General features: G+C 72.5%; 22 protein-coding genes. 4 read left to right on the forward strand and 18 right to left on the reverse strand.

Going from position 1 to position 22,825, the window contains the following annotated elements; translation table 11 throughout:
- Window positions 1-100: 100 nt before the first annotated feature.
- The 9 genes from MOTC310_RS03615 to MOTC310_RS03655 all read right to left on the reverse strand — a co-directional run bounded on the left by MOTC310_RS03615 (window position 101) and on the right by MOTC310_RS03655 (window position 8,901).
- Window positions 101-382, reverse strand: coding sequence for a hypothetical protein (locus MOTC310_RS03615; RefSeq protein ID WP_331289738.1), 282 nt, complete (start codon window positions 380-382; stop codon window positions 101-103).
- Entirely contained in the window at window positions 379-2,769 is a 2,391-nt protein-coding gene (locus MOTC310_RS03620) for a hybrid sensor histidine kinase/response regulator (RefSeq protein WP_331300828.1), read from the reverse strand. Before MOTC310_RS03620 ends, MOTC310_RS03615 begins: the two co-directional genes overlap by 4 nt.
- 51 nt (window positions 2,770-2,820) lie before the next feature.
- A complete protein-coding gene (rarD, locus tag MOTC310_RS03625) occupies window positions 2,821-3,717 on the reverse strand; it encodes an EamA family transporter RarD (RefSeq protein ID WP_331289740.1) in 897 nt (298 codons plus the stop codon).
- A 188-nt stretch (window positions 3,718-3,905) separates the two neighbouring features.
- Entirely contained in the window at window positions 3,906-4,508 is a 603-nt protein-coding gene (locus MOTC310_RS03630; RefSeq protein ID WP_331300829.1) for a pyridoxamine 5'-phosphate oxidase family protein, read from the reverse strand.
- A complete protein-coding gene (locus MOTC310_RS03635) occupies window positions 4,505-4,837 on the reverse strand; it encodes a lipid-A-disaccharide synthase N-terminal domain-containing protein (protein WP_020095404.1) in 333 nt (110 codons plus the stop codon). Before MOTC310_RS03635 ends, MOTC310_RS03630 begins: the two co-directional genes overlap by 4 nt.
- Window positions 4,831-5,622 carry a glycosyltransferase family 2 protein gene (locus tag MOTC310_RS03640; RefSeq protein ID WP_331300830.1) on the reverse strand — a complete coding sequence of 264 codons (792 nt, stop codon included), beginning with the start codon at window positions 5,620-5,622 and terminating at the stop codon, window positions 4,831-4,833. Before MOTC310_RS03640 ends, MOTC310_RS03635 begins: the two co-directional genes overlap by 7 nt.
- The gene (locus MOTC310_RS03645; RefSeq protein WP_331300831.1) at window positions 5,619-7,340 is read right to left on the reverse strand and encodes an ArnT family glycosyltransferase; all 1,722 of its coding nucleotides are present in this window, start codon (window positions 7,338-7,340) and stop codon (window positions 5,619-5,621) included. Before MOTC310_RS03645 ends, MOTC310_RS03640 begins: the two co-directional genes overlap by 4 nt.
- Before the next feature lie 90 nt (window positions 7,341-7,430).
- Entirely contained in the window at window positions 7,431-8,621 is a 1,191-nt protein-coding gene (gene metC, locus MOTC310_RS03650) for a cystathionine beta-lyase (protein ID WP_331300832.1), read from the reverse strand.
- Between the two features lie 106 nt (window positions 8,622-8,727).
- Entirely contained in the window at window positions 8,728-8,901 is a 174-nt protein-coding gene (locus tag MOTC310_RS03655) for a ribosome modulation factor (RefSeq protein ID WP_331289747.1), read from the reverse strand.
- An 89-nt stretch (window positions 8,902-8,990) separates the two neighbouring features.
- Here MOTC310_RS03655 and MOTC310_RS03660 point away from each other — a divergent pair, with 89 nt between their 5' ends.
- Entirely contained in the window at window positions 8,991-9,260 is a 270-nt protein-coding gene (locus tag MOTC310_RS03660; protein ID WP_331289748.1) for a hypothetical protein, read from the forward strand.
- 185 nt (window positions 9,261-9,445) lie between these two features.
- Here the strand turns inward: MOTC310_RS03660 and ntrC are convergent, their stop codons facing one another.
- From ntrC to dusB, 3 genes are read right to left on the reverse strand one after another with little or no spacing between them, the layout of a single operon-like run.
- Window positions 9,446-10,912, reverse strand: a complete 1,467-nt coding sequence (gene ntrC, locus MOTC310_RS03665; protein WP_331300833.1) for a nitrogen regulation protein NR(I) — start codon at window positions 10,910-10,912, stop codon at window positions 9,446-9,448.
- A gap of 47 nt (window positions 10,913-10,959) precedes the next feature.
- On the reverse strand, window positions 10,960-12,102 hold the full coding sequence (locus MOTC310_RS03670) for a two-component system sensor histidine kinase NtrB (RefSeq protein WP_331289750.1): 1,143 nt from the start codon (window positions 12,100-12,102) through the stop codon (window positions 10,960-10,962).
- On the reverse strand, window positions 12,099-13,127 hold the full coding sequence (dusB, locus tag MOTC310_RS03675) for a tRNA dihydrouridine synthase DusB (protein WP_331300834.1): 1,029 nt from the start codon (window positions 13,125-13,127) through the stop codon (window positions 12,099-12,101). Before dusB ends, MOTC310_RS03670 begins: the two co-directional genes overlap by 4 nt.
- Window positions 13,128-13,298: 171 nt before the next feature.
- On the opposite strand from dusB, the gene MOTC310_RS03680 reads away from it, so the two are divergent.
- On the forward strand, window positions 13,299-14,630 hold the full coding sequence (locus MOTC310_RS03680; RefSeq protein WP_331300835.1) for a bifunctional 2-C-methyl-D-erythritol 4-phosphate cytidylyltransferase/2-C-methyl-D-erythritol 2,4-cyclodiphosphate synthase: 1,332 nt from the start codon (window positions 13,299-13,301) through the stop codon (window positions 14,628-14,630).
- Window positions 14,631-14,737: 107 nt separating this feature from the next.
- On the opposite strand, the gene MOTC310_RS03685 is transcribed toward MOTC310_RS03680, so the two are convergent.
- Window positions 14,738-15,136, reverse strand: a complete 399-nt coding sequence (locus MOTC310_RS03685) for an MAPEG family protein (RefSeq protein ID WP_331300836.1) — start codon at window positions 15,134-15,136, stop codon at window positions 14,738-14,740.
- 103 nt (window positions 15,137-15,239) lie between these two features.
- On the opposite strand from MOTC310_RS03685, the gene MOTC310_RS03690 reads away from it, so the two are divergent.
- Window positions 15,240-15,737 (forward strand): CinA family protein, encoded by a 498-nt coding sequence (locus MOTC310_RS03690; RefSeq protein WP_331300837.1) that lies wholly within the window; start codon window positions 15,240-15,242, stop codon window positions 15,735-15,737.
- A 20-nt stretch (window positions 15,738-15,757) separates the two neighbouring features.
- A complete protein-coding gene (locus MOTC310_RS03695) occupies window positions 15,758-16,975 on the forward strand; it encodes an FAD-dependent oxidoreductase (RefSeq protein WP_331300838.1) in 1,218 nt (405 codons plus the stop codon).
- A 109-nt stretch (window positions 16,976-17,084) separates the two neighbouring features.
- Here the strand turns inward: MOTC310_RS03695 and MOTC310_RS03700 are convergent, their stop codons facing one another.
- The 5 genes from MOTC310_RS03700 to glpD form a co-directional block, all read right to left on the reverse strand.
- A complete protein-coding gene (locus MOTC310_RS03700) occupies window positions 17,085-17,543 on the reverse strand; it encodes a type II toxin-antitoxin system RatA family toxin (RefSeq protein WP_331289756.1) in 459 nt (152 codons plus the stop codon).
- 15 nt (window positions 17,544-17,558) lie between these two features.
- A complete protein-coding gene (gene lipA, locus MOTC310_RS03705; protein ID WP_331300839.1) occupies window positions 17,559-18,542 on the reverse strand; it encodes a lipoyl synthase in 984 nt (327 codons plus the stop codon).
- A gap of 138 nt (window positions 18,543-18,680) precedes the next feature.
- Complete coding sequence (locus MOTC310_RS03710) at window positions 18,681-19,412, reverse strand: MIP/aquaporin family protein (RefSeq protein ID WP_331300840.1); 732 nt, start codon at window positions 19,410-19,412, stop codon at window positions 18,681-18,683.
- 291 nt (window positions 19,413-19,703) lie between these two features.
- Entirely contained in the window at window positions 19,704-21,209 is a 1,506-nt protein-coding gene (glpK, locus tag MOTC310_RS03715) for a glycerol kinase GlpK (protein WP_331300841.1), read from the reverse strand.
- 55 nt (window positions 21,210-21,264) lie between these two features.
- Window positions 21,265-22,797, reverse strand: a complete 1,533-nt coding sequence (gene glpD, locus MOTC310_RS03720; RefSeq protein ID WP_331300842.1) for a glycerol-3-phosphate dehydrogenase — start codon at window positions 22,795-22,797, stop codon at window positions 21,265-21,267.
- Window positions 22,798-22,825 lie beyond the last annotated feature (28 nt).

The following is a 22,825-nucleotide window of genomic DNA, read 5'->3' on the forward strand; positions in this document are numbered from 1 at the left end:
CGGGAGCGCGCCGTTCGTTGCCGTCGGGCTGATCCGCGTCAGCCGGCGACCTGCGGCCGGGGCGGAGCCGTGAGCGTCGCGCCGCGCGGAGACCCGAGACTCACAGCTCGGCGCGGGCATCCTCCAGAAGCTGCGCCAGCCCGCTGTCGACCTCGTCGGCGAGCATCCGGCGCTCGGCGTCGGTCAGGTCCTTGGCCCAGGCGCCGCTGCCGAACCCGTCCGTGCAGCGCGCCCGCTCCGAGGCGATGTAGGCCTCGGTCTCGACCGGCCGGGTCTTCATCGCGTGGACGAAGCCGAACCACGCCGCCCGCTCCACCACCGCGAGACGCGCCCGTAGCCGGATGGCCACCGCCTTCTCCGGATCGATCCGGTCCGCACTCATCGTGATTCTCCCGCGTCCTTCTCGGCGAGCCGATCGAGCAATCCCTGGAGTTGCCCCGGCACCGGCTCGGTCGCCGAACGCGCGTAGAGGACGCGCAGTTGCCGGCCGATCTCCGCGAGGCTCATGGAGCCCTTGGCGATCACCCGGTCGGCCTGCCGGTTCAGGCTCTCCTTCTCGGCCGCCGTGACCTCCTTGGCGGTGAGCACCACCACGGGCACGTCGCCGTCGGGCCGCGCCCGCAGGGCCCGCAGGAAGCCGAACCCGTCCATCTCGGGCATCATCAGGTCGAGCAGGATCAGGCTCGGCCGCGCCTGGCTGACTCGCTCCAGGGCGATGCGGCCGTTCTCCGCCTCGTCGACGGTCCAGCCCTCGCGGCCCAGCGACCGGCGCAGGCGCTCGCGGGCATCCGCGTCGTCGTCGACCACGAGGACGCGGGCATCCTCCGGCGCCTCGGGCCGGTAGCGCTCCATCAGACCCTTGAGCCGGTCCCAGTCGATCGGCTTGACGAAGTAGTCGGTGGCGCCGAGCGCCTGGCCGAGCCCCTGCTCGGCCACGACCGAGGTCATGATTACCGGCGTCCCGGCGAGATCGGGATCGCTGCGCACCGCGTGCAGCACCGCCCAGCCGTCCATGCGCGGCATCTCGACGTCGAGCAGGATCGCCCGCGGCTTCAGGGCCCGGGCCAGCGTCAGGCCGGCGCGGCCGTCATTGGCGCTGCGGACGTGGAAGCCCTCGCGCTCCAGGAAGCGCTGGAGCAGTTCCCGGGCGGCGGGATCGTCGTCGACCAGCAGCACCGTCTCGTGCTGCTCGTGCGGCTCCACCGGCGTGTGGGCCTCGGCCTCGGCCAGCGGCGCGTCCTCGGGCCGCAGGGTCGCGGGCAGGCGGATCGTGAAGGTCGCCCCCGCGCCCGGGGTGCTGGCGACGCCGATATCGCCGCCCATCGTCCGGCAGAACGCGCGGGTGATGGCGAGTCCGAGGCCGGTGCCGCCGAACTGGCGCGTGGTCGAATCGTCGGCCTGGACGAAGCGCTCGAACAGGCGCCCGATCTGCTCCTCGGTCAGGCCGATGCCGGTGTCGGCGACCGCGAAGGACAGCCAGTCGGCCCCCTCCTCCCGGTGCCGCCGCACCGTCAGGGTGATCGTTCCCCGCTCGGTGAACTTCGCGGCGTTGCCGATCAGGTTCAGCAGGCACTGGCGGATCTTGGTCTGGTCCTGGTGCATGGATCCCAGGTCGGTCGCCTCGGCCGCGCCGGCGTTGAGGACGAAGCGGTTGCCCTTCTTCTCGACCAGGGAGCCGGTGGAGTCGGAGACGTCCCGGAGCAGGTCCGCCACCGTGAAGGTCTCGGCCGAGGCGGTCATGCGGCCCGCCTCGATCTTCGAGATGTCGAGCACGTCGTTGATCAGCGAGAGCAGGTGGCGGGCGGCCGCCTCGATCTTGCGCAGGTCGGGCAGGAGGGCGGCCTGGCCGATATCCTCCAGCTCCTCGCCGAGCATCTCGGAATAGCCGATCACCGCCGAGAGCGGCGTGCGCAGCTCGTGGCTCATGTTGGCGATGAACTGGCTCTTCGCCCGATTGGCCGCCTCCGCGGCCTGCCGGGCGCGCTCCACCGCCTCCTCAGCCTCCTTCCGCTCGGTGACGTCGACGCAGGTGCCGACCCATTCCCGCAGGGAGCCGTCCTCGGCGAGAACCGGGACGCCGCGCACCTCCATGGCGCGCCAGACCCCGTCGTGCCGGCGCAGCCTGTACTCGACCTCGTAGGTCGCGCGCGCCGCGACGCAGGCGGCCCAGGCGTCGGCCGCGTGGCCTCGGTCGTCGGGATGGACGGCGTCCAGCCAGCCCCAGCCCTGGTAGGCCTCCTCGGTCTGGCCGGTATAGGTGCTCCACCGGACCTGCGGCGGCATCAGCTCGCCCGCCGCGTCGGTGTTCCAGATCACCGCCGCCGAGGCGTCCACCAGCGCCCGGAAGCGCTGCTCGGAATGGCGGAGGCGCTCCTCGACCGCGCGGCGGCCGGTGATGTCGGTGTTGGTCCCGTACCAGCGCAGGATGCGCCCGGACTCGTCCCGGTAGGGCCGCGCCTTCGACAGGAACCAGCGGTAGCTCCCGTCCTGCCCGCGCAGCGGGAACGTGTCTTCCCAGGACCGACCCAGCGTGATCGCGGCGCGGTAGCGCTCGCTCACGGCCTCGACGTGGTCCGGGTGATGGACCGTGCGCCAGCCCCAGCCCCGCATCTCGTCGAGGGAGGTGCCGGTGTAGTCGTACCAGCGCTGATTGTACCAGATGATCGTGCCGTCGGCCTCGGCGATCCAGGCGAGCTGCGGCAGCGTCTCGGCGAGGTTGCGGTAATCGGCGTCCGTGACGGACCCTGGGCCGGTCTCAGTCTCGCTCATCGACCTGACGCTGTCCCGTCACCCGCCCCGTGGGGCTTATACCAGTACTCCCTATACACGCATCGCGTCCGGATCCGACCGCGGAGTCGCTGGGGTCGGCGACCGGCGGAATCGGAGGGCGTCGACCGTGTAAAGCGCCAGCGCCACCCAGATCAGCGCGAGCATCAGCGCCCGATGCGGCTCGACGCGCTCGCCGTAGACGAGGACGCTCAGGACGAGCAGGCAGGTCGGCGCCACGTATTGCAGGAGGCCCAGGGTGGTGAGCCGCAGGCGCACCGCCGCGGCGGCGAACCAGATCAGCGGCAGCGCGGTGGTCAGGCCCGTGAGCATCAGCAGGGCCCGGTCCCCCGGCGCGGCCGGCAGGAACGGTTCGGGCGACAGGACGAGCCAGACGATCGCGGCCGGCAGGAGCAGCAGGGTCTCGGCCAGGAAGCCGACCAGCGCGTCGACGCCGACGATCTTCCGGGCGAGCCCGTAGAGCGCGAAGCTCACCGCCAGCGACAGCGACATCAGGGGCAGCTCCCCGGCCCACACCACTGCGACGGCGACGCCGGTCGCGGCGATGCCGATGGCGACGGCCTGCGCCGGCCGCAGACGCTCGCCCAGCACCACCCGGCCGAAGGCCACGCTCACCAGGGGATTGATGTAGTAGCCGAGGCTCGCGTCGAGCAGGTGCCCGCCGCTGACCGCGTAGAGGTAGAGCAGCCAGTTCACGCCGATCATCCCCGCCGAGAGCAGCAGCAGCGCGTGGCGCTTCCGGAGCGGCAGCGGCAGGTTCAGGCGGTGGCGCGCCGCGAGGATCAGCGCCAGCGCGCCGGCGAACAGGCTTGACCAGACGATCCGCTCCGACAGGATGTGGTACGGGGAGTAGGCCCCGAGCATCCGGAAATGCACCGGGACCAGGAGACCCCAGCTCAGATAGGCGGCGAGCGCGTAGACGAGGCCCACGGAGTCCTCCCGATCGACCCGGATGGGCGGCCGGGTCAGGGGGCTTTAGCGTGGTGGGGCGATCCCTGTCAGGGGGGACCGCGCAGGGCTGCCATCCCGAGCATCCGGATGCACCCACCGGACGGCCCCGCGCGGGCCGGTGCCGGAGCGGCCGCCCGATCGGCCCTGTCCGCACCGAGCGGCCCCGGTCAGGGCGCGATCCAGCCGCCGGACCACCGGTCGACGGTCCGATGCCAGGCCGCCCGGCGATGGCCGCGGCGATCGAGATAGAGGAAGTCGAGCCGCTCCGCCCGGACCAGAACGGCGGCGAAGTGCGGCCGGCCGAGCGTCGCGGCCGCGGTCTCGTCCGGCAGGCTGTAGGCGCCCCCCGTGGGCAGCGCGGTGCCCGGACCGGGCGCCGCACCGTAGCAGACCCGGCTCATCGCCCGGGATCCCAGCCAGGCCGCCTCGGCCAGCGCGTCGTCGGTGTGCAGCGCGGCGCGGCCCGTGACGCGGATCTGGATCTTCGCGGCCTCGTCGTAGGCGGCGAGGGCGCAGGCGGGATCGGCCAGGATCTCGGCGGCCTTGTCGGAGCGGCGGTCGCAGTGGAACCGGAGCGTTCCCTCGGCCGAGTCGGCGGCGCGCAGGACCACCGTGCGCAGCCGCGGCCCGCCATCGGCACCCAGCGTCCCGAGGGTCGGCAGGTGGAACCCGCTCCGGCCGTGGGCGGCCCCGTCGGCCAGCAGGCGCCACAATTCGGCGAGGCTGGCGTCCAGGTCGTCGTAGAAGGCGGGCAGCGGCGACCGGCTCACGCGGCCCCCCGCTTCCGCCGCCGTTCGCGGAAGATCAGCGCGAGGTTGCGCAGGTAGATGCCGGTGGAGAGGCTCTGGCCGATGATGATCACCGGCTCGCGGCGCACGAACCCGTAGACCAGCGTCATCATCCCGCCGAGGATCGACAGGAACCAGAACGACAGCGGCATCACGCTCCGCCCGGCCCGCTCGCTCGCGATCCATTGCAGGATGAAGCGCGATCCGAACACCACCTGGGCGACGATGCCGAACACCAGCCAGAAATCGAGCCGGGTGACGAACACGTCGTAGAAATAGGCCGGCAGATCGTGGGCGAGCTGAATCAGCATCCGACGTCCTGGTCCGCGGGTTGGCCGGCTGGCAGGTCCGCCGACGCGTCGTCCGGGGCGGCGACCTCCCCGGGCCGCGGATCCGCGCGCTTGCGCCGGATCAGCCACCAGACGCCGGCGAGATCGAGGAGCCCGACCCAGAGTCGGTCGAACAGGCCGTAATTGGACACCCCCGTCAGCCGCGGCCGGTCGACCACGTCGCGGTGGACGACCGAGAAGCCCTCGCGGGCGACCAGGGCCGGCATGAACCGGTGGAGGGCGTCGAAATACGGCAGCCTGAGATACACGGCGCGGCGGAAGACCTTCAGGCCGCAGCCGGTATCGCGGGTGGAATCGTTGAGAATCCGCCCGCGCACGCCGTTGGCGATCTGGGACTGGAGCATCTTGAAGCGGCCGTCCCTGCGGCCGCGCCGCTGGCCCTGGGCGAGGCCGGCCCCCGGTCCCGCCGCCTCCAGGGCCGCGAGCAGCGCGGGGATGAAGGCCGGATCGTTCTGGCCGTCGCCGTCGAGGGTCGCGACGATCCCGCCGCGGGCCGCCAGGACGCCGCTGCGCACCGCCGCCGACTGGCCGCCGCTCCGCGCGTGGCGCAGCACCCGCAGCCAGGGGCGCCCCACCCGGGCCGCCGCCAGCGCCGCCGGCGTGCCGTCGGTGGAGCCGTCGTCCACGTAGATCAGCTCGAAGGCGAGGCCCGTGCAGGCGGCCCCGATCTCGGCCACCAGGGGCGCGATGTTGCCGGCCTCGTTCTTGACCGGCACGACGACGCTGAGATGGGGGGATCCGCTCACGGCGCCACCGCGTAGGCCGTCACGAAGACCCGGCGGCCGGTGTTGAGGTTGAAGCCCTCGACCTCGGCCAGGGGCGCGGGCGCGCCGCGGCCCACCGGCCAGGCCGCGTTGAAATCGTCGCGGTCCCGGGATTCCACGAAGAGCAGGCGGCAGCCGCCGCCTTCCAGGAAGGATCGGGCGGCGGCCCCGTCGGGCGGCAGGGCGAGCCCGGCGCCGACCAGGAAGACGAGGCTCGGCTCGCGGTAGCCCAGGCTCGCCACTTGCGGGTTCGGGCAGGGCATGCGGTCGCGCAGGGCCGCGAGCCGCGGCGAGACCTTCAGGGCCGGCAGCGAGAGCTGCGCCACGCCGAGCACCGCCGGACCCAGCAGGGCAGAGGCCAGAACGCCGAGGACGAGGGCGCGCTCGGCGGATCCCTGCGCGAAGGCGAGCCAGGCTAGGATCGCCACGGCGCAGGCGGCGGCGAGCAGGGGAAGGGCCGGCCACGGAACGGTGTGGGCGTCGAGCCGCCAGCCGGCGAGGCAGAGGCCGAGGGTCAGGGCAACCGGGATCGCCGGCAGCAGCAGGGCGGTCAGGTGGGCGCCCCGGAGGCGCGGGTCCAGCGCGCCCCGGCTCAGCGCCAGCACGGTCAGGATCGCGAGCCAGGGCATCAGCGGCAGCACGTAGTGGGGCAGCTTGGTCGGCACCGCCTCGAAGATCAGCCAGGCCGGCAGCACCGCGGCGATCAGGAAGGCCACGGCGGGCTCCCGCCGCGCCCGCCACGCGAAGGGCAGGCTCATGGCGGCGAAGGCCGCCGCCGGCCAGAAGGTGGCGAAGAACACGAGCGCGTAGGCCCCGGGCGGCCCCCAGTGCCGCTCGGCCGCCCCGCCGACCTTGCCGAGCATGTCGTGCCCGACCGCCTCGGCGTAGAAGGCACCCCCGCTCTTCCAGGCGATCGCCGCGAACCAGGGCGCCACCAGCAGGAGCGTGAGGGCGAGGCCCGGCCAGGGCCGGAGGGGCAGAAGCCAGCGGCCGGACCGGCCTACCAGCGACAGGCCGAGCGCCGGCAGCGCGACGAAGAGCGGCACCATCGGTCCCTTCACCAGGATCCCGACCGCCGTCCCCAGCCAGAACGCCGCGAAGGTCGGCCCGGAGGCCGGCCGTCCGTCCCGCGGCGCCAGCCACGCGCGGGCGAGCGCGGCGAGGCTCGCGGTGGCGCAGGCGGCGAGCAGCGCGTCGGTCTTGGCGAGATGCGCCTCGGCCGAGAGCATCAGGCAGGCGCCGTAGAGCGCGGCCGCCAGCAGCGCGGACCGTCGGGGCAGGAAGGCGAGCGCCGCCCAGTAGGCGAGCAGCACCGAGGCGACGGCGCCGATCAGCGACGGGACCCGGTACAGGGCGATCTGGGTGCGGGCCGCGGGCACGCCCAGCGCCTCGCCGGCCGCCACGGAGGCCGCCTGCGCCCAGTAGATCCCCACTGGCTTCTTGTGCCGCGCCTCTCCCTGGAAGCGGATATCCACGAGATCGCCGCTCTCCAGCATCTGCTTCGAGGCCTGGGCGAAGCGAGGCTCGTCCCGGTCCATCGGTTGCAGCGAGATCTGGCCCGGCAGGAACAGGATCAGGCACAGCGCCAGCAGGGCGGCGACGGCCCGGGCATGGGTGAGGCTCAGCGCGTCGAGCCCGCGGCCGATCCGGTCGAAGGGGGCGCGGCGCGGGGCGCCGCCGGCGGAGAGGCTCGTGGTCATGCCGGGCCGGTCAATCAGGATCGGGCGGGAAGGTCAAATGCAGCGGCGTCGCCGCCGCCGACCCTCCCGCGGTCGGCGCCCCGATCGGCCTCAGGCGGCAGCCCGCAGGCGCGCGAAGCCGGCATCGAGGTCGGCCTTGAGGTCGGCGGTGTCCTCGAGCCCGATATGGAAGCGCAGGGCCGGGCCGCCGGGCGCCCATCGCGTGGCGGTCCGGTAGCCGGCGCAGTCGAACGGGATCACGAGGCTCTCGAAGCCGCCCCAGGAAAAGCCCATCCCGAAGAGCTGCAGCCCGTCGAGCATGGCGGCCACCGCCGCCTCGGGGACCGGCTTGAGGATCACGCCGAACAGGCCCGAGGCGCCCGCGAAATCGCGCTTCCAGATCGCGTGGCCGGGATCCTCGGGCAGGCCGGGATGGAGCACCCGCAGCACCTCGGGCCGCGCCTGGAACCATCGGGCCATCTCCAGCCCGGCGCGGCCGTGCTCGCGCAGCCGCAGGTTCATGGTGCGCAGGCCGCGCAGCGCCAGGAAGATGTCCTCGGCGCCGGCGCACATGGCGAAATGGTCGAAGGTGCGGCGCACGGCCGGGTAATAGCGCGCGTTGGCGGAGGTCAGGCCGATCAGCAGGTCCGAGCCGCCGCTGAGGTACTTGGTGCCGGCTTCCACGGCGATGTCGACCCCGCGCGCGTGCGGCGGGAACAGCAGAGGCGTCGCCCAGGTGTTGTCCATGATCACGCAGGCGTCGTGGGCGTGCGCGACCTCAGCGATGGCCGGGATGTCCTGCATCTCGAAGCTCTGCGAGCCGGGCGCCTCGACCAGCACGGCCCGGGTGTTCGGGCGCATCAGCGCCGCGATGCCGGCCCCGACCGTCGGGTCGTAGTAGGTGACCTCGACGCCGTAGCGCGCCAGCACGCCGTCGCAGAACTGGCGGGTCGGCCGGTAGGCGGAATCGGTAACGAGGAGGTGGTCGCCCGCCGAGACCGCGGCCATCAGCGCGACGGTGAGCGCCGCGAGGCCGGACGGCGTCACCACCGTTCCCGCGGCGCCGGCCAGTTCGGTCCAGGCAGTCGTCAGCGCATCCATGGTGGGCGTCGCCGAGGTGCCGTAATTGTACCGCCCGCGCCGGTTCTTGATCGCGTCGTAGGTCGGGTAGAGGACCGTGGAGCCGCGGTAGATCGGCGTGTTCACGAAGCCGTGCTGCTCGCCCGGATCGCGGCCCGCGTGGACGAGGCGCGTCGCGGGCGCGAAGGTCTGCGTGGCGTCGGGCGAAGGCTTCAGGGACATCGAGGCTCGGTGATCGCGTTGCGGTGCACCGCACGAAGCGCGCCGCGCCCGGCGAGGTCAAGCCGGACACGGCGATCCGCGGCCTCCCGACAATATGTTTCGCGCGCTACGGCTTCTCGGGGGGATCGGAGACGACGGCCTCCTCGTAGGCCTCCATCCAGGCGGCGCGCTCCTGGGAGCCCTCCGGGTAGGGGCATTCGCTCACGGGTTTCCCGTAGAGGCGCGCGTTGCGGCCCTGGATGAACGGGCTGTCGCTCGCGCTGGCCTGGACGTTGGTCAATATCGCCTCCCGAAGACTTGGGGGTGGGGCTTCGTTAACGGCCGCGCCGTAAATCTGTTGCCGTCTCAAGTCGCGTCCCGGGTCGTCGCTTGCGTATCCTGCGTTCCCTCCTCGGCGCCGTCCTCGTCCTCGTCTCGACGGCGACCGTCGCCCTCGTCAGCGCCGACCGGCTCGCCCATCTGGCGCCGGCGCCGGCGGTCCGTGCCGCCCAGGCCGAGCCGTCCGCGACGGGGTCGATCCCGGCCCCGGCGAAGGCCGCGCCCGCGCCGAAGCCGGCCGCGCCCGGCATCCCGAACGGGTTCGACACCGAGCGGCTGCACGCGCTGATGCGCGGCGACCCGATCCTGCCCGGCCGCTGAGCACCCCTTCGGGAACTGTCGCCGCACGCGACCTCATCCTGAGGTGCCGGAGCGGCGGCGCGGGACTCGAAGGAGCCCTCCGTCAGGCGCGTGCCCCCCGGACTCCTCCTTCGAGCTCCGCTCACGCGGGCACCTGAGACGCCGGTATCCGGGTGGGATCGACCACCCGATCCCGTCCCGTCGCCCTACCGCGCCGTCCGGAATACCTGCAGGTCGAGGTCCCGCACCTTCTTGCGCAGGGTGTTGCGGTTGACCCCGAGCAGCTCCGCCGCGCGGATCTGGTTGCCCCGGGTAGCGGCGAGCGCGGCGCCGATCAGCGGCCCTTCGATCTCCCGCAGGATCCGGTGATAGAGGCCGGGAGGCGGAAGGGTGTCGCGATAGCCGGAGAAGTAGTCCGAGAGGTGCCGCTCCACCGCGCTGGACAGGCTCTCCGCCTCCGCGCCCGCCTTGCGGGCGGCGCCGTTGGCGGCCGGAGCCGCGGGCGTCGCCAGCGGCAGCGTGTCGAGCTCGGCCTCGATCACCGGGCCGGTGATCGTCTCCTGCGGGTAGAGGGCGGCGAGCCGCCGGACGAGGTTCTCCAACTCGCGGACGTTGCCGGGCCAGCGATAGCGCTTCAGCCGCTCCATGGCGTCGCCGTCGAGCGTCTTGCGCGTCAGACCCTCGCGCTCGACCAGCACGAAGAAGTGGCGGACGAGGTCCGGCACGTCCTCGGAGCGCTCGCGCAGAGCGGGCAGACGGAGCGGCACGACGTTGAGGCGGAAGAACAGGTCCTCGCGGAAGATGCCCTGCTGGATCGAGACCCGCAGATCCTTGTTGGTGGCCGCGATGATCCGGACGTTGGTGCGGATCGGGACGCGCCCGCCCACGGTGGTGTACTCGCCCTGCTGGAGCACGCGCAGCAGCCGGGTCTGCGCCTCCATGGGCATGTCGCCGATCTCGTCGAGGAACAGCGTGCCGCCCTCCGCCTGCTCGAACCGGCCGGCGGAGCGCTGCAGCGCCCCTGTGAACGCCCCCTTCTCGTGACCGAACAGCTCGGACTCGATCAGGTCGCGCGGGATCGCCGCCATGTTGACCGGGACGAACGGGCCGGTGCGGCGGCGGCCGTAATCGTGCAGGGCCCGGGCGACCAGCTCCTTGCCGGTGCCGGACTCGCCCGTGATCATCACGGTGAGGTCGGTGGGCATCAGCCGGGCGAGCGCCCGGTAGATTTCCTGCATGGCCGGCGAGCGGCCGACCAGCGGGATGTCCTCGTTCTCGGGCGCCGCGCCGGCCGGCGCCGCGCCGCGGGGGCGCGAGAGCGCCCGGCCCACGATGGCGATCAGCTCCTTCAGGTCGAAGGGCTTCGGCAGGTACTCGTAGGCGCCCCGCTCCGAGGCGCGGATCGCCGTCATGAAGGTGTTCTGCGCGCTCATCACGATGATCGGCAGCTCGGGCCGCACCCGCTTGATGCGCGGCAGCAGGTCGAACACGTTCTCGTCGGGCATGACCACGTCGGTGATGACGAGGTCGCCCTCCCCCTGCGCGACCCAGCGCCAGAGGGTGGCGCAATTGCCCGTCGAGCGGACCTCGTAGCCCGCCCGTGACAGCGCTTGGTTGAGCACGGTGCGGATCGCGGCGTCGTCGTCGGCGACGATGATGTGGCCGTTCGGCATGACTCTCTACTCAGACCTCCGACGGGGGCCGGATTTGGGGATCGACATCACGGATCGACCGCCGATTCGCGCCCGTCCCGGGCACTCGACATCGGCAGAAGGATGCGGAACGCCGTGCGGCGCGGGGCGGGATCGCACTCGACGATCCCGCCGTGATCGCCGACGATCTTGGCCACCAAAGCAAGACCCAGGCCGGAGCCCTGCGCCTTGGTGGTGACGAACGGGTCGAACAGGTCGGGCAGCAGGTCGGCCGAGATGCCCGGCCCGTTGTCGCGCACCGCCACCTCGATCGGCAGGCTGACGCGCTCGCGGGAGCCCGGCACCTGCAGGCGCAGGCCGGTGCGGAACGCGGTCGACAAGGTGATCTCGCCCTCGACCGCGTCCGGGCCGATCGCCTCGGCGGCGTTCTTCACGAGGTTCAGGATTACCTGGATCAGCTGGTCGCGGTTGCCGAGGACCGGCGGCAGCGACGGGTCGTAGGTCTCGATGAACCGGATGTGCCGCGCGAAGCCCGACTGCGCCGAGCGCTTCACCTGGTCGAGCACCCCGTGAACGTTGACGGCGCCGCGATCCGAGGGGCGCTCATCGCCGAACAGCTCCATCCTCTCGACGATGCGGACGATCCGGTCGGACTCGTCGCAGATCAGGCGGGTGAGGAGCCGGTCCTCCTCGGCGCCGGTGCTCTCGAGGAGCTGCGCCGCGCCGCGGATGCCCGCGAGCGGGTTCTTGATCTCGTGGGCCAGCATCGCGCCCAGCGCCACCATCGAGCGCGCCGCGCCGCGATGGGTGAGCTGGCGGTTCATCTTGTCGGCGATGGTGCGCTCCTGGAGCATCATCACCACGGCGTCGCCGTCGTCGCCAAGGGGCGTCGCGAACACGTCGACGCTGCGCTCCAGCCCGAGGCGCGGCTGGGTCAGCTCCACCCGGTACTCGCTGACGCTGGCGCGGCGACGGCGCACCTCGGCCACCAGGGCGATGATCGGCGAGGCGAACGGAATGATGTCGCGGAGCCGCCGGCGCTGCATCAGCCGCGCCGAGTAGTCGAAGAACGCCTCCGCGGCGTGGTTGCAGTGGAGGATCTGCTCGTCGGCGCCGATGGTCAGGACCGGCAGCGGCAGCGCGTTCAGCACGGCCTCGGCGGCGGTGTCGCGCCGGGCGCCGGGGTCGCGCGGGAGGGGCTCGTCGCTCACGCGGCCTCCTGGACGGGGTTCGCCGCGCCCGCGAAGGCCCGGGCCAGCAAGGTCAGCACCGTCTCCGGATCGGTGGTGGTCAGGAGGGCCGACCGTTCGGCCGAATCGAGCGCGCCGCCGGTCTCGGCGTAGGCGGCGAGGTGCTTGCGCGCGTGGCGCACGCCCATGTCGCGGCCGTAGAGCGACAGCAGCCCCGCGTAGTGCTCGGCGGCCAGGGCGGCCTGCTCGGCCCGGGACGGTTCCGCGGCCGGCCGCCCCGCGAGCGCGGCGGCGACCTGCCCGACCAGCCAGGGGCGGCCGGTCGCCGCGCGGCCGATCATGACCCCCGCGGCGCCCGAGGCGTCCAGGCAGGCGCGGGCGCTGGCGAGGTCGGTCACGTCGCCGTTGGCGATCACCGGGATCGACACCGCCGCGACGACCGCGCGGATCGCCGCCCAGTCGGCGCTGCCCTTGTAGAATTGCTGCCGGGTCCGCCCGTGGACCGTCACGGCGTTCAGGCCGAGCCGCTCGGCGCGGGCAGCGAGATCCGCGGCGTTGCGGCTCGCATCGTCCCAGCCGAGGCGCATCTTCACCGTCACCGGGACCGACACCGCGCCGCGCACGGCCGCGAGCAGGCGCTCGGCGTGGTCGAGGTCGCGCATCAGCGCCGAGCCCGAGGCGATCCCCGTCACGATCTTGGCCGGGCAGCCCATGTTCACGTCGATCACGTGGGCGCCCCCGGCCTCCGCGAGCCGCGCGGCCTCCGCCATCGGAGCCGCCTCGTAGCCCGCGAGCTGGACCACGTGCAGGTCGACGCCGGAACCCTCGGCCCGCAGCGTGGCCTCGCCGGATCCGCGGGTAAATTCCCGGGCCGCCACCATCTCGGAGATGACCGCGTCGGCGCCGCAGCGGCGGGCGATGCGGCGCATGTGCAGGTCGGTGACGCCGGAAAGGGGAGCGAGCAGGCAGAGCGGGGCGGGGCTTTCCCCTTCTGCCCCTTCCGCTCCCGCGCGGCGGAGCGCGCTCAAATAATGGTCAGTCGTCATTCTGCACAACAATGAGGCAAGGCCGGTCCGCTGGCAAGCGGGACCGCGCGTTGATTTCAGGCCCTCCCCCGCTTAAACGACGGGCACCCTCGGCGGCAGGGTTACGGCGGCACGGCTGGCCCGCGCGCTGGCCGCCGCTCCGCCCCTCAGGACCTCACGAGTTCGTTGCCCATGCCCGCCACCGGCACGCCAGCCACCGGACCCGCCAGCGCGGGAGCCGGCGTCGCCGCGGTGGTGGTGGCGGCCGGACGCGGCATCCGCATCGGCGGCGGCACCCCCAAGCAGTACCGCCGCGTCGGCGGGCAGGCGGTCCTGACCCGCACCCTGGCGGCGCTCGCGGCCGACGACGCGATCGCGCGGATCCAGCCGGTGATCGCGGCCGACGCCGCGGACTTCTTCCGCAGCTGCCTGGAGGAGCTCGCGCCCGCGATCCGCGCCAAGATTACCCCGCCGGTCGCGGGCGGCGCGACGCGCCAGCTCTCCGTGCGCGCCGGTCTCGAGGCCCTGGCCGCCGGCGACGCGCCCGAGATCGTGCTCGTCCACGACGCCGCCCGCCCCTACGTGGATTCCGCGCTGATCGCGCGGGCGATCGCGGCCGGGCGCGACCACGGCGCGGCCGTTCCCGGCGTGCCGGTGACCGACACGGTCAAGCGCGTCGTCGACATCGCCCCCGGCATCGGCCGGGTGCACGAGACCCCGCCCCGGGAGCACCTGCGCGCGGTCCAGACACCCCAGGCCTTCGTCTTCGGCCCGCTGCTCGGCGCCCACCGGGACGCCGCAGCCCAGGGCCTCGACGGCTTTACCGACGACGGCGCCCTCGCCGAGTGGGCCGGTCTGCCGGTGGTCGTCTTCGCGGGCGATATCGCCAACCGAAAGATCACCCAGCCCGCCGACCTGATCGAGGCGGACCGCGCCTTCGCCACCGAGACCACCGACTTGCCAGCGCCGGGAGCCCGCGCCATGACCACCTACGTGACCCGCCTCGGCACCGGCTTCGACGTGCACGCCTTCACCACCGGCGACCACGTCTGGCTGGGCGGGGTGAAGATCCCGGCCGACCGCGGCGTGCTCGCCCACTCGGACGGCGACGTGGCGCTGCACGCCCTGACCGACGCCCTGCTCGGCGCCATCGCGGACGGCGATATCGGCACCCACTTCCCGCCCTCCGACGAGCGCTGGCGCGGCGCCGCCTCGGACCAGTTCCTGGCCCATGCCTGCGAGCTGGTCCGCGCCCGCGGCGGCCGCATCGACCATCTCGACATCACCGTGCTGGCCGAGGCGCCGCGCATCGGCAAGCACCGCGAGGAGATCCGCGCGCGCATCGCCGCTATCGCGGGCGTGCCGCTCAGCGCGGTCTCCATCAAGGCGACGACCACCGAGAAGCTCGGCTTCGTCGGCCGGGCGGAAGGTCTCGCCGCCCAGGCCGCCGCGACGGTCCGGCTGCCCGAGGAGGACGGCCCCGCCCTCGACGCGCAGGCCGAGACCGCGATGCGGCAGGGCTGAGCGGCTTCGGGCCGGGCGCGGGAACGGGGCGCGGCCGGCCACCTGTTGCTGGCTCGCCGATCAGCGCGGTTCCAGGACCGGGCGAGGGCGCGCGTCGGGTGCCGCCTTCAGGCCATCCGCACCAGCAGCGCGATCGCCGCGACGCCCAGGGCCGCCATTGTTAGGATGATGCCGCCGCCCCGGCAGGCGAACTGGCGCGGCGAGTTCGGGGGCGCGAACATCCCGATCGGATGCAGGATGCGGGCGACCAGCAGGGCGATCAGCAGCGCCTGAACCAGACCGTGGCTGGCGCCGCTCGCCTCCAGCAGGCCGATGACGATCAGGGCCAGCGGCACGTATTCCGCGAAATTGGCGTGCGAGCGGACGCGCTTGAGCACCGTGTCGTCGCCGCCGTCGCCGAACAGCACGTTCTCCGAGACGCGGGCCCCGATTACCCATCCCGAGAGGCCCAGATACACGAGGGCGAGCAGCCCGGCGTAGAAGGCCGTGGTCGCGGGGAAGATCATGGAAAGGGTGTCTCCGATCGGCGGCCGCCGGTCCTTGAGCCGGGCTCGGCCATGGGTCACAACATGAGATAGGGCATCGCCGCCCGAGGGGAGCCCGTTCGCGATGATCGACGACGCAGAGCTTCTCGCCCGAGCCGAGGCGCTGGTGGCGGCCTACGCGGCGGCCGGGCGCACCGTCGCCACGGCCGAATCCTGCACGGGCGGCCTCGTGGCCGGCCTGATCACCGCGGTGCCGGGCTCGTCGGCCGTCCTAGAGCGCGGTTTCGTCACCTACTCGAACGAGGCGAAGGCCGAGGCGATCGGCGTGCCCATGGACCTGATCCGCCGGCACGGCGCGGTCAGCGAGCCGGTGGCGCGGGCGATGGCCGCCGGGGCGCTGGCCGCGTCGCGGGCCTCCGTCGCGGTGGCGATCACCGGCATCGCCGGCCCCGGGGGCGGCAGCGCCGAGAAGCCCGTCGGGCTGGTGCATCTCGGCCTCGGCCGGCGGGGCGGCGAGACGCGCCACCTGGAGCGGCGCTACGGCGATCTCGGGCGCGCGGGCATCCGCCGCGCCGCCGTGGCCGACGCGCTCGGTCTGTTGGAGGGCGCCCTCGGCGACTGACGGTACGGGAAGGACGGTCCATGGACACGGTGACGACGCGCCTCTGCATCGTCGGCGGTGGCCCCGCCGGGATGATGGCCGGACTGCTCTTCGCCCGCGCGGGCCTCGACGTCATCGTGCTGGAGAAGCACGCGGATTTCCTGCGCGACTTCCGCGGCGACACCATCCACCCCTCCACCCTCGACCTGATGGACGAGCTGGGCTTCAGCGAGCGCTTCCGCGCCCTCCCCCAGCGGCGCGTCGAGAACTTCTCCGGCGTCGTCGACGGGCGCAGCTACCGGGTCGCCGATTTCAGCCGGCTGCCGACCCGCAACCGCTTCCTGTCCTTCATGCCGCAATGGGACTTCCTGGATTTCCTCGCCGGCGAGGCCGCCCGCTACCCGGCGTTCCGCCTGATCCGCCGCACCGAGGCGCAGGACCTGCTCGAGGCGGAGGGCCGCGTCGCGGGCGTTCGCGCAGCCGGGCCCGATGGTTCGGTCGAAGTCCGGTCCGACCTCGTGCTCTGCGCGGATGGCCGTCACTCGCGGATGCGCGCGCGGGCCGGCTTCGCGCCCAGGGCCTTCGGCGCGCCGATCGACGTGCTGTGGTTCCGCCTGCCGCGCCGCGACGGGGATCCGGAGGCGGCCGCGGGGCGATTCGGGCCGGGGCGGATCCTGATCACCCTCGACCGGGGCGACGCGTGGCAATGCGCCTACGTGGTGCCGAAGGGCGGCGACGCGGCGCTCCGGGCGAAGGGCCTGCCGGCCTTCCGGGCCGCGGTGGCGCAGATCGCCCCGTTCCTGGCCGACCGCACCGAGGCCATCGCCGACTGGGACGACGTCAAGCTCCTGACCGTCACGGTCGACCGGCTCGAGCGCTGGCACCGCCCGGGCCTGCTCTGCATCGGCGACGCCGCGCACGCCATGTCGCCGGTGGGCGGCGTCGGGATCAACCTCGCGATCCAGGACGCGGTGGCGACGGCCAACCTCCTGGCCGAGCCCCTGCGGGCGGGGCGCCTCGTCGAGGCCGACCTCGCCCGGGTCCAGGCCCGGCGGATGTTCCCGGTGCGGGTGACGCAGGCGCTGCAGCGCGTGATCCAGTCGCGCGTGATCGCCACCTCGCTGGCGGCCGACGCGCCGTTCCGGGCGCCCATGGCCCTGCGCCTCCTCGACGCCCTGCCGCGGCTTCAGGTCCTGCCGGCGCGGATGATCGGGATGGGCGTGAGGCCCGAGCACGTGCGGATGCCGGCGCGGGCCTGACGCCATCCTGGCGCACCGTCCTCGCGAGCGCGGCGAAGCGGTCCAGGGCAACGCCACATTCGGAGGCGTCCCGCTTCCCTGGGTCGCTTCCCTGGGCGCGCGATGGCGGCTACGCCCGCGCCCCGTACATCCGGTTCGCCCGCCCCTCGAAGGCGTCGGTGAACTTGCGGAAGGCGCGGTCGAACATCGTGCCCATGAGGAGCCCGAGCGTCCGGCTCTTGAACTCGTAGGTGATGAAGAAGTCGACGTTGCAGCCGCCGTCCGGCCCGTCCTTGAACAGCCAGCGGTTCTCCAGGTGCCGGAACGGGCCGTCGATGTACTCGGCGACGATCTTGAGGTTCGCCGGATCGAGGGTCACACGCGTGGTGAAGCGCTCGCGGATCGCCTTGTAGCCGACGCCCATCTCGGCGATTAGGACCTGCCCGCCGTCCGGCATCTCCTGCCGGCGGATCACCCGCAGGGATTCGCAGAGCGGCAGGAACTCGGGGTAGCGCTCCACGTCGGCGACGAGGTCGTACATCTGCTGCGGCGAGTGCTTCACCGCGCGGGTGACCCGGAAGGACGGCATCGTGTTCGGATTTCCTCAGGCCGAGAGCGCGGGCGACAGCTTGGCGAGACGCGCCGCCTGGAGCCGCGAGAAGTCCTCGCCCGCGTGGTGCGACGAGCGCGTGAGCGGCGTGGCCGAGACCAGCAGGAAGCCCTTGGCGTAGGCGGTGGTCTCGTAGGCCTTGAACTCGTCGGGGGGGACGAAGCGCACGACCTCGTGGTGCTTCTTCGACGGCTGCAGGTACTGGCCAATGGTCAGGAAGTCGACGTCGGCCGAGCGCAGGTCGTCCATGAGCTGGAGGACCTCGTTCCGCTCCTCGCCGAGCCCGACCATGATGCCGGACTTGGTGAAGATCGCCGGGTCGAGCTCCTTCACCCGCTGCAGCAGGCGCACCGAGTGGAAGTAGCGGGCGCCGGGCCGCACCGTGAGGTACTTGGCCGGCACCGTTTCCAAGTTGTGGTTGAAGACGTCGGGCTTGGCGGCGACCACGACCTCGAGCGCGCCGTCCTTGCGCAGGAAGTCGGGCGTCAGGATCTCCACCGTCGTGCCGGGGCTCGCCTGCCGGATCGCCGCGATGGTGCGGGCGAAGTGCTCGGCGCCGCCGTCCTTCAGGTCGTCCCGGTCGACCGAGGTGATGACCACGTGGTGCAGGCCGAGCTTGGCGACCGAATCGGCGATCTTCTCGGGCTCGGCCGCGTCGAGGGCGTCAGGCAGGCCGGTGCGCACGTTGCAGAAGGCGCAGGCCCGCGTGCAGGTGTCGCCCATGATCATGAAGGTGGCGTGCCGCTTCTCCCAGCACTCGCCGATATTCGGGCAGCCCGCCTCCTCGCAGACCGTGACGAGCCCGTGCTCGCGCACGATCTTCTGCGTCTCCGTCCAGGCCCGGGAGCCGGGCGCCTTCACGCGGATCCAGTCCGGCTTCTTGACCTGGACGGGCTGGTCGGGCCGGTGCGCCTTCTCGGGATGGCGCAGGCGGACCGGCCGCGGATCGTTCTTAAGGGTGTCGAGGACGACGGCCATGGGTCGGGGGCTGCCACACCGCGGGGAAGCGCCCCAGGGGCGCGGTCGGGATTGCCCTGACTTAAGGCCCAAGGCCCCGCGCCGCAAACCGCCGCGACGCCGGGCCGCCCCGCGGCGGTTGAGGGTGCGGCCGTTCCGTCAGATCCCCAGCGCCCGGACGAACAGCCCGGCCAGCACCGCCCCGACCAGGGGCGCGGCCACCGGGATCAGCGCGTAGCCCCAGTCGGACGAGCCCTTGCCGGCGATCGGGAGCACCGCGTGGGCCACGCGCGGCCCGAGGTCGCGGGCCGGGTTGATGGCGTAGCCGGTGGTGCCGCCGAGCGACAGGCCGATGCCCCAGACCAGCATGCCGACCATGTAGGGCGCGACGGCCCGCGGGATCGCGCCGGTCGAGCCCAGCGTGGTGGTCACAAGGGCGGAGATCGTCAGGATCAGGAAGAAGGTCGCGATGATCTCGGAGATCCAGTTGGCCTTGGCGTCGCGGATCGCCGGGCCGGTGCAGAAGCACGCGAGCTTGAGGCCGGGATCCTGGGTCGCGCCCCAATGCGGCAGGTAGTGGAGCCAGACGAGCACGGCGCCCACGAAGGCGCCGAGCATCTGGGCCGGGATGTAGGTCGCGAGCTTGCTGAAATCGCCGGAGCTGACCGCGCCCGCCACGGTGACGGCCGGGTTGATGTGGGCGTCGGCGCTGCCGGTGGCGTTGGCCACGAAGACGCCCGCGAGGACCGCGAAGGCCCAGCCCGCCGTGATGGCGATCCAGCCGGCATTCTCGCCCTTGGAATGCTTGAGCAGGGCGCCGGCCACCACGCCGTCGCCGAGCACGATCAAGGTCATCGTGCCCAGGAATTCGCCCAGGAAGGGTGATGTCATGATGTCGTCTCCCCCGTTCGCTGCTTTTTTGTGAGCGCTTAAAGCTTGTGCGAGCGTGTGATCGCCGAGGGCGGTCACCGTTATCTGTGCAGATCCTCTTCGCCGCCCTCATCCTGCGGTGCCGAAGCGCAGCGTCGGTTTCGCAGGAGAGCTCCAGGGATCGCGCGGCTGGCTGGATCCCTCCTTCGAGGCGGCTTCGCCGCACCTCAGGATGAGGGCGCGGGCGGGAGGGTGGTGGTCACGAGGCCGTCGGGCCGCACGCCGCGCGCGCGGACCCGACGGCCCTCCCGCTCAGTCCGCGTCGGTCTTCCAGTCGAAGGAGCGCTGCACCGCCCGGCTCCAGGCGGCGGCGATCGTCTCGCGCCGGCCGGCATCCATCTTCGGCGTCCAGCGCTTGTCGACGCCCCAGTTGCGCTTGAGGTCGTCGAGCCCCTTCCAGTAACCGACCGCGAGGCCGGCCGCGTAGGCGGCGCCGAGCGCCGTGGTCTCGGCTACCTTCGGGCGCACCACCGGAACGTCGAGCATGTCGGCCTGGAACTGCATCAGCGTGTTGTTGGCGACCATGCCACCGTCGGCGCGCAGTTCCTTGACCGGGATGCCGGAATCCTTGGCCATCGCGTCCAGCACCTCGTGGGTCTGGAAGGCGGTCGCCTCCAGCACCGAGCGGGCGATGTGGCCGCGGTTGACGTAGCGGGTCAGGCCAATGATCAGGCCGCGGGCGCCCTCGTTCCAGTGCGGCGCGTAGAGGCCCGAGAAGGCCGGCACGAAATAGACGCCGCCATTGTCCTCGACGGTGGTGGCGAGCGTCTCGACCTCGGCGGAATCCTTGATCATGTGCAGGTTGTCGCGCAGCCACTGCACCAGGGCGCCCGTGATGGCGATCGAGCCCTCCAGCGCGTAGGCCGGCTTCTGGCCGTCGAGGCGGTAGGCCAGCGTCGTGACGAGGCCGGCCTTCGACGGGACCGGCTCCTCGCCGGTGTTCATCAGCGCGAAGCAGCCGGTGCCGTAGGTGTTCTTGGCCTCGCCGGGCGCGAAGCAGGTCTGGCCGAACAGGGCCGCCTGCTGGTCGCCCAGGATGCCGGCGATCGGCACGCCCGCGAACGGCGCCTTGGTCTCGCCGTAGACCTCGCTCGACGAGACGATCCTCGGCAGCATCGCCTTCGGGATGCCGAAGGTCTTCAGCATGCCGTCGTCCCATTCCAGGGTCTTGAGCGACATGAGCTGCGTGCGGCTCGCGTTGGTCACGTCGGTGACGTGGAGGCCGCCCTCGGTGCCGCCGGTGAGGTTCCAGACGAGCCACGTGTCGATATTGCCGAACAGCACGTCGCCGGCCTCGGCCTTCTCGCGGGCGCCGGGCACGTGATCGAGGAGCCAGCGGAGCTTGAGGCCGGAGAAGTAGCTCGCCAGGGGCAGGCCGGTGAGGTCGCGGAACCGGTCGCGGCCGCCGTCGCGGGCGAATTCGGCGACCAGCCGGTCGTTGCGGGTGTCCTGCCAGACCAGGGCGTTGTGGAGCGGCTGGCCGGTCGTCCGGTCCCAGATCAGCGTCGTCTCGCGCTGGTTGGTGATGCCGATGGCCGCGAGATCGGAGGGATGGAGCCCGCCCTTCTCCAGCGCCTCGCGCATCACGCCCTGGGTCTTGGTCCAGATCTCGCCGGCATCGTGCTCGACATGGCCGGGGGCCGGGTAGATCTGCGCGTGCTCGGCCTGGGCCAGCGCGATGACGCTGCCCTCCCGGTCGAACACGATGAAGCGGCTGCTGGTGGTGCCCTGGTCGATGGCCCCGACGTAACGGCTCATCGTTCCCTCCCCTGTTGTGCCCGACCGGTCTGCCGCCGGATCGAGGCCGAGATGATCAGGCGGCCTCGGCCTTGCGGTCGAGGTAGGCGGCGAGGCGCGCCGCGCTCTCGGCGCCGGTGCGCAGGCCGAGCTTGGAGCGCCGCCACAGGATGTCGTCGGCGGTCACGGCCCATTCCTCGGTGCGCAGGTAATCGACCTCGGCCGCCGTGAGGCCGCCGTCGAAGGCCTCGCCGAGATCCGCCATGGATTGCGCCGTCCCGACGATGTCCCGGGCCCGGGTGCCGTAGGCGCGGGCGAGGCGGCGGGCGGTCTCCTCCGGCAGGAACGGCTTCTCGGCCCTCAGCTTGGCGAGGAACTGGTCGAAATCGGCATCCTTCATCGCGCCGCCGGGCAGAACCGCGTCCCCGGTCCAGGCCCTTTTCAGGTGCGGGAAGTAGGGCTTCAGCTTCTCGAGCGCGTGCTCGGCGAGCCGCCGGTACGTCGTGATCTTGCCGCCGAAGACCGACAGCACCGCCGCCTTCCCGCTCCGGTCCTCCACGTTGAGGACGTAGTCGCGGGTCACCGCGGAGGCGTTCTCCGCCGCGTCGTCGTAGAGCGGGCGCACGCCCGAGTAGCTCCAGACCACGTCGGCCGGGGTGATCTTGGTGTCGAACGAGCGGTTGATGCAGCCGCAGAGATAGTCGGTCTCGTCCGGCGAGATCGACACCGGGCCCGGCTCGCCGTCGTAGGGCACGTCCGTTGTGCCGATCAGCGTGAAGTCGCGCTCGTAGGGGATCGCGAAGATGATGCGCTTGTCGGGCTGCTGCAGGATGTAGGCCTGATCGCCCTCGAACAGGCGCTTGACCACGATGTGGCTGCCCTTGATCAGCCGGACCGCCGCGCGGCTGTTGATGCCGAGCGTGCCGCCGAGCGTCTCGCTGACCCAGGGGCCCGCGGCGTTGACGACGGCCTTCGCGCGGATGGTCCGCTCGATGCCGCCGCGCTCGTCGCGCAGCGTCGCGACCCAGCCGTCGCCCTCGCGCCGGGCCGAGACCACGCCCGTGCGGGTGAGCACCGTGGCGCCGCGCTCGCGGGCATCCATGGCGTTCAGCACCACGAGACGGCTGTCCTCGACCCAGCAGTCGGAATAGACGAAGCCGCGCTTCAGGCGCTGCTGCAGCGGCGCCCCGTAGGCGGAACCGCGCAGGTCGACCCCGTGCGAGCCCGGCAGCGTGCGCAGCCGCGCGAGGTGGTCGTAGAGGAACAGGCCGAGCCGCAGCATCCAGGCCGGGCGCAGACCCTCGTCGTGAGGAAGGACGAAGCGGAGGGGCCAGATCACGTGCGGGGCGAGCCGCAGCAGCCGCTCGCGCTCGGCGAGCGCCTCCCGCACGAGGCGGAACTCGTAATATTCGAGATAGCGCAGTCCGCCGTGGATCAGCTTCGTCGAGGACGAGGAGGTGAAGCCGGCCAAGTCCCCGCGCTCGGCCAGCAGGACCGACAGGCCGCGGCCGGCCGCGTCCCGGGCGATGCCCGTGCCGTTGATGCCGCCGCCGATGATCAGGAGATCGTAGGCGTCGGACGGCTCGCGCTGGCGCGTTGCTGCCGCCATGGTTCCTCCAAGGCCGCCCTGGTGGCGG

It is taken from the genome of Methylobacterium oryzae (assembly GCF_036441375.1).
Lineage (GTDB): Bacteria > Pseudomonadota > Alphaproteobacteria > Rhizobiales > Beijerinckiaceae > Methylobacterium > Methylobacterium oryzae_A.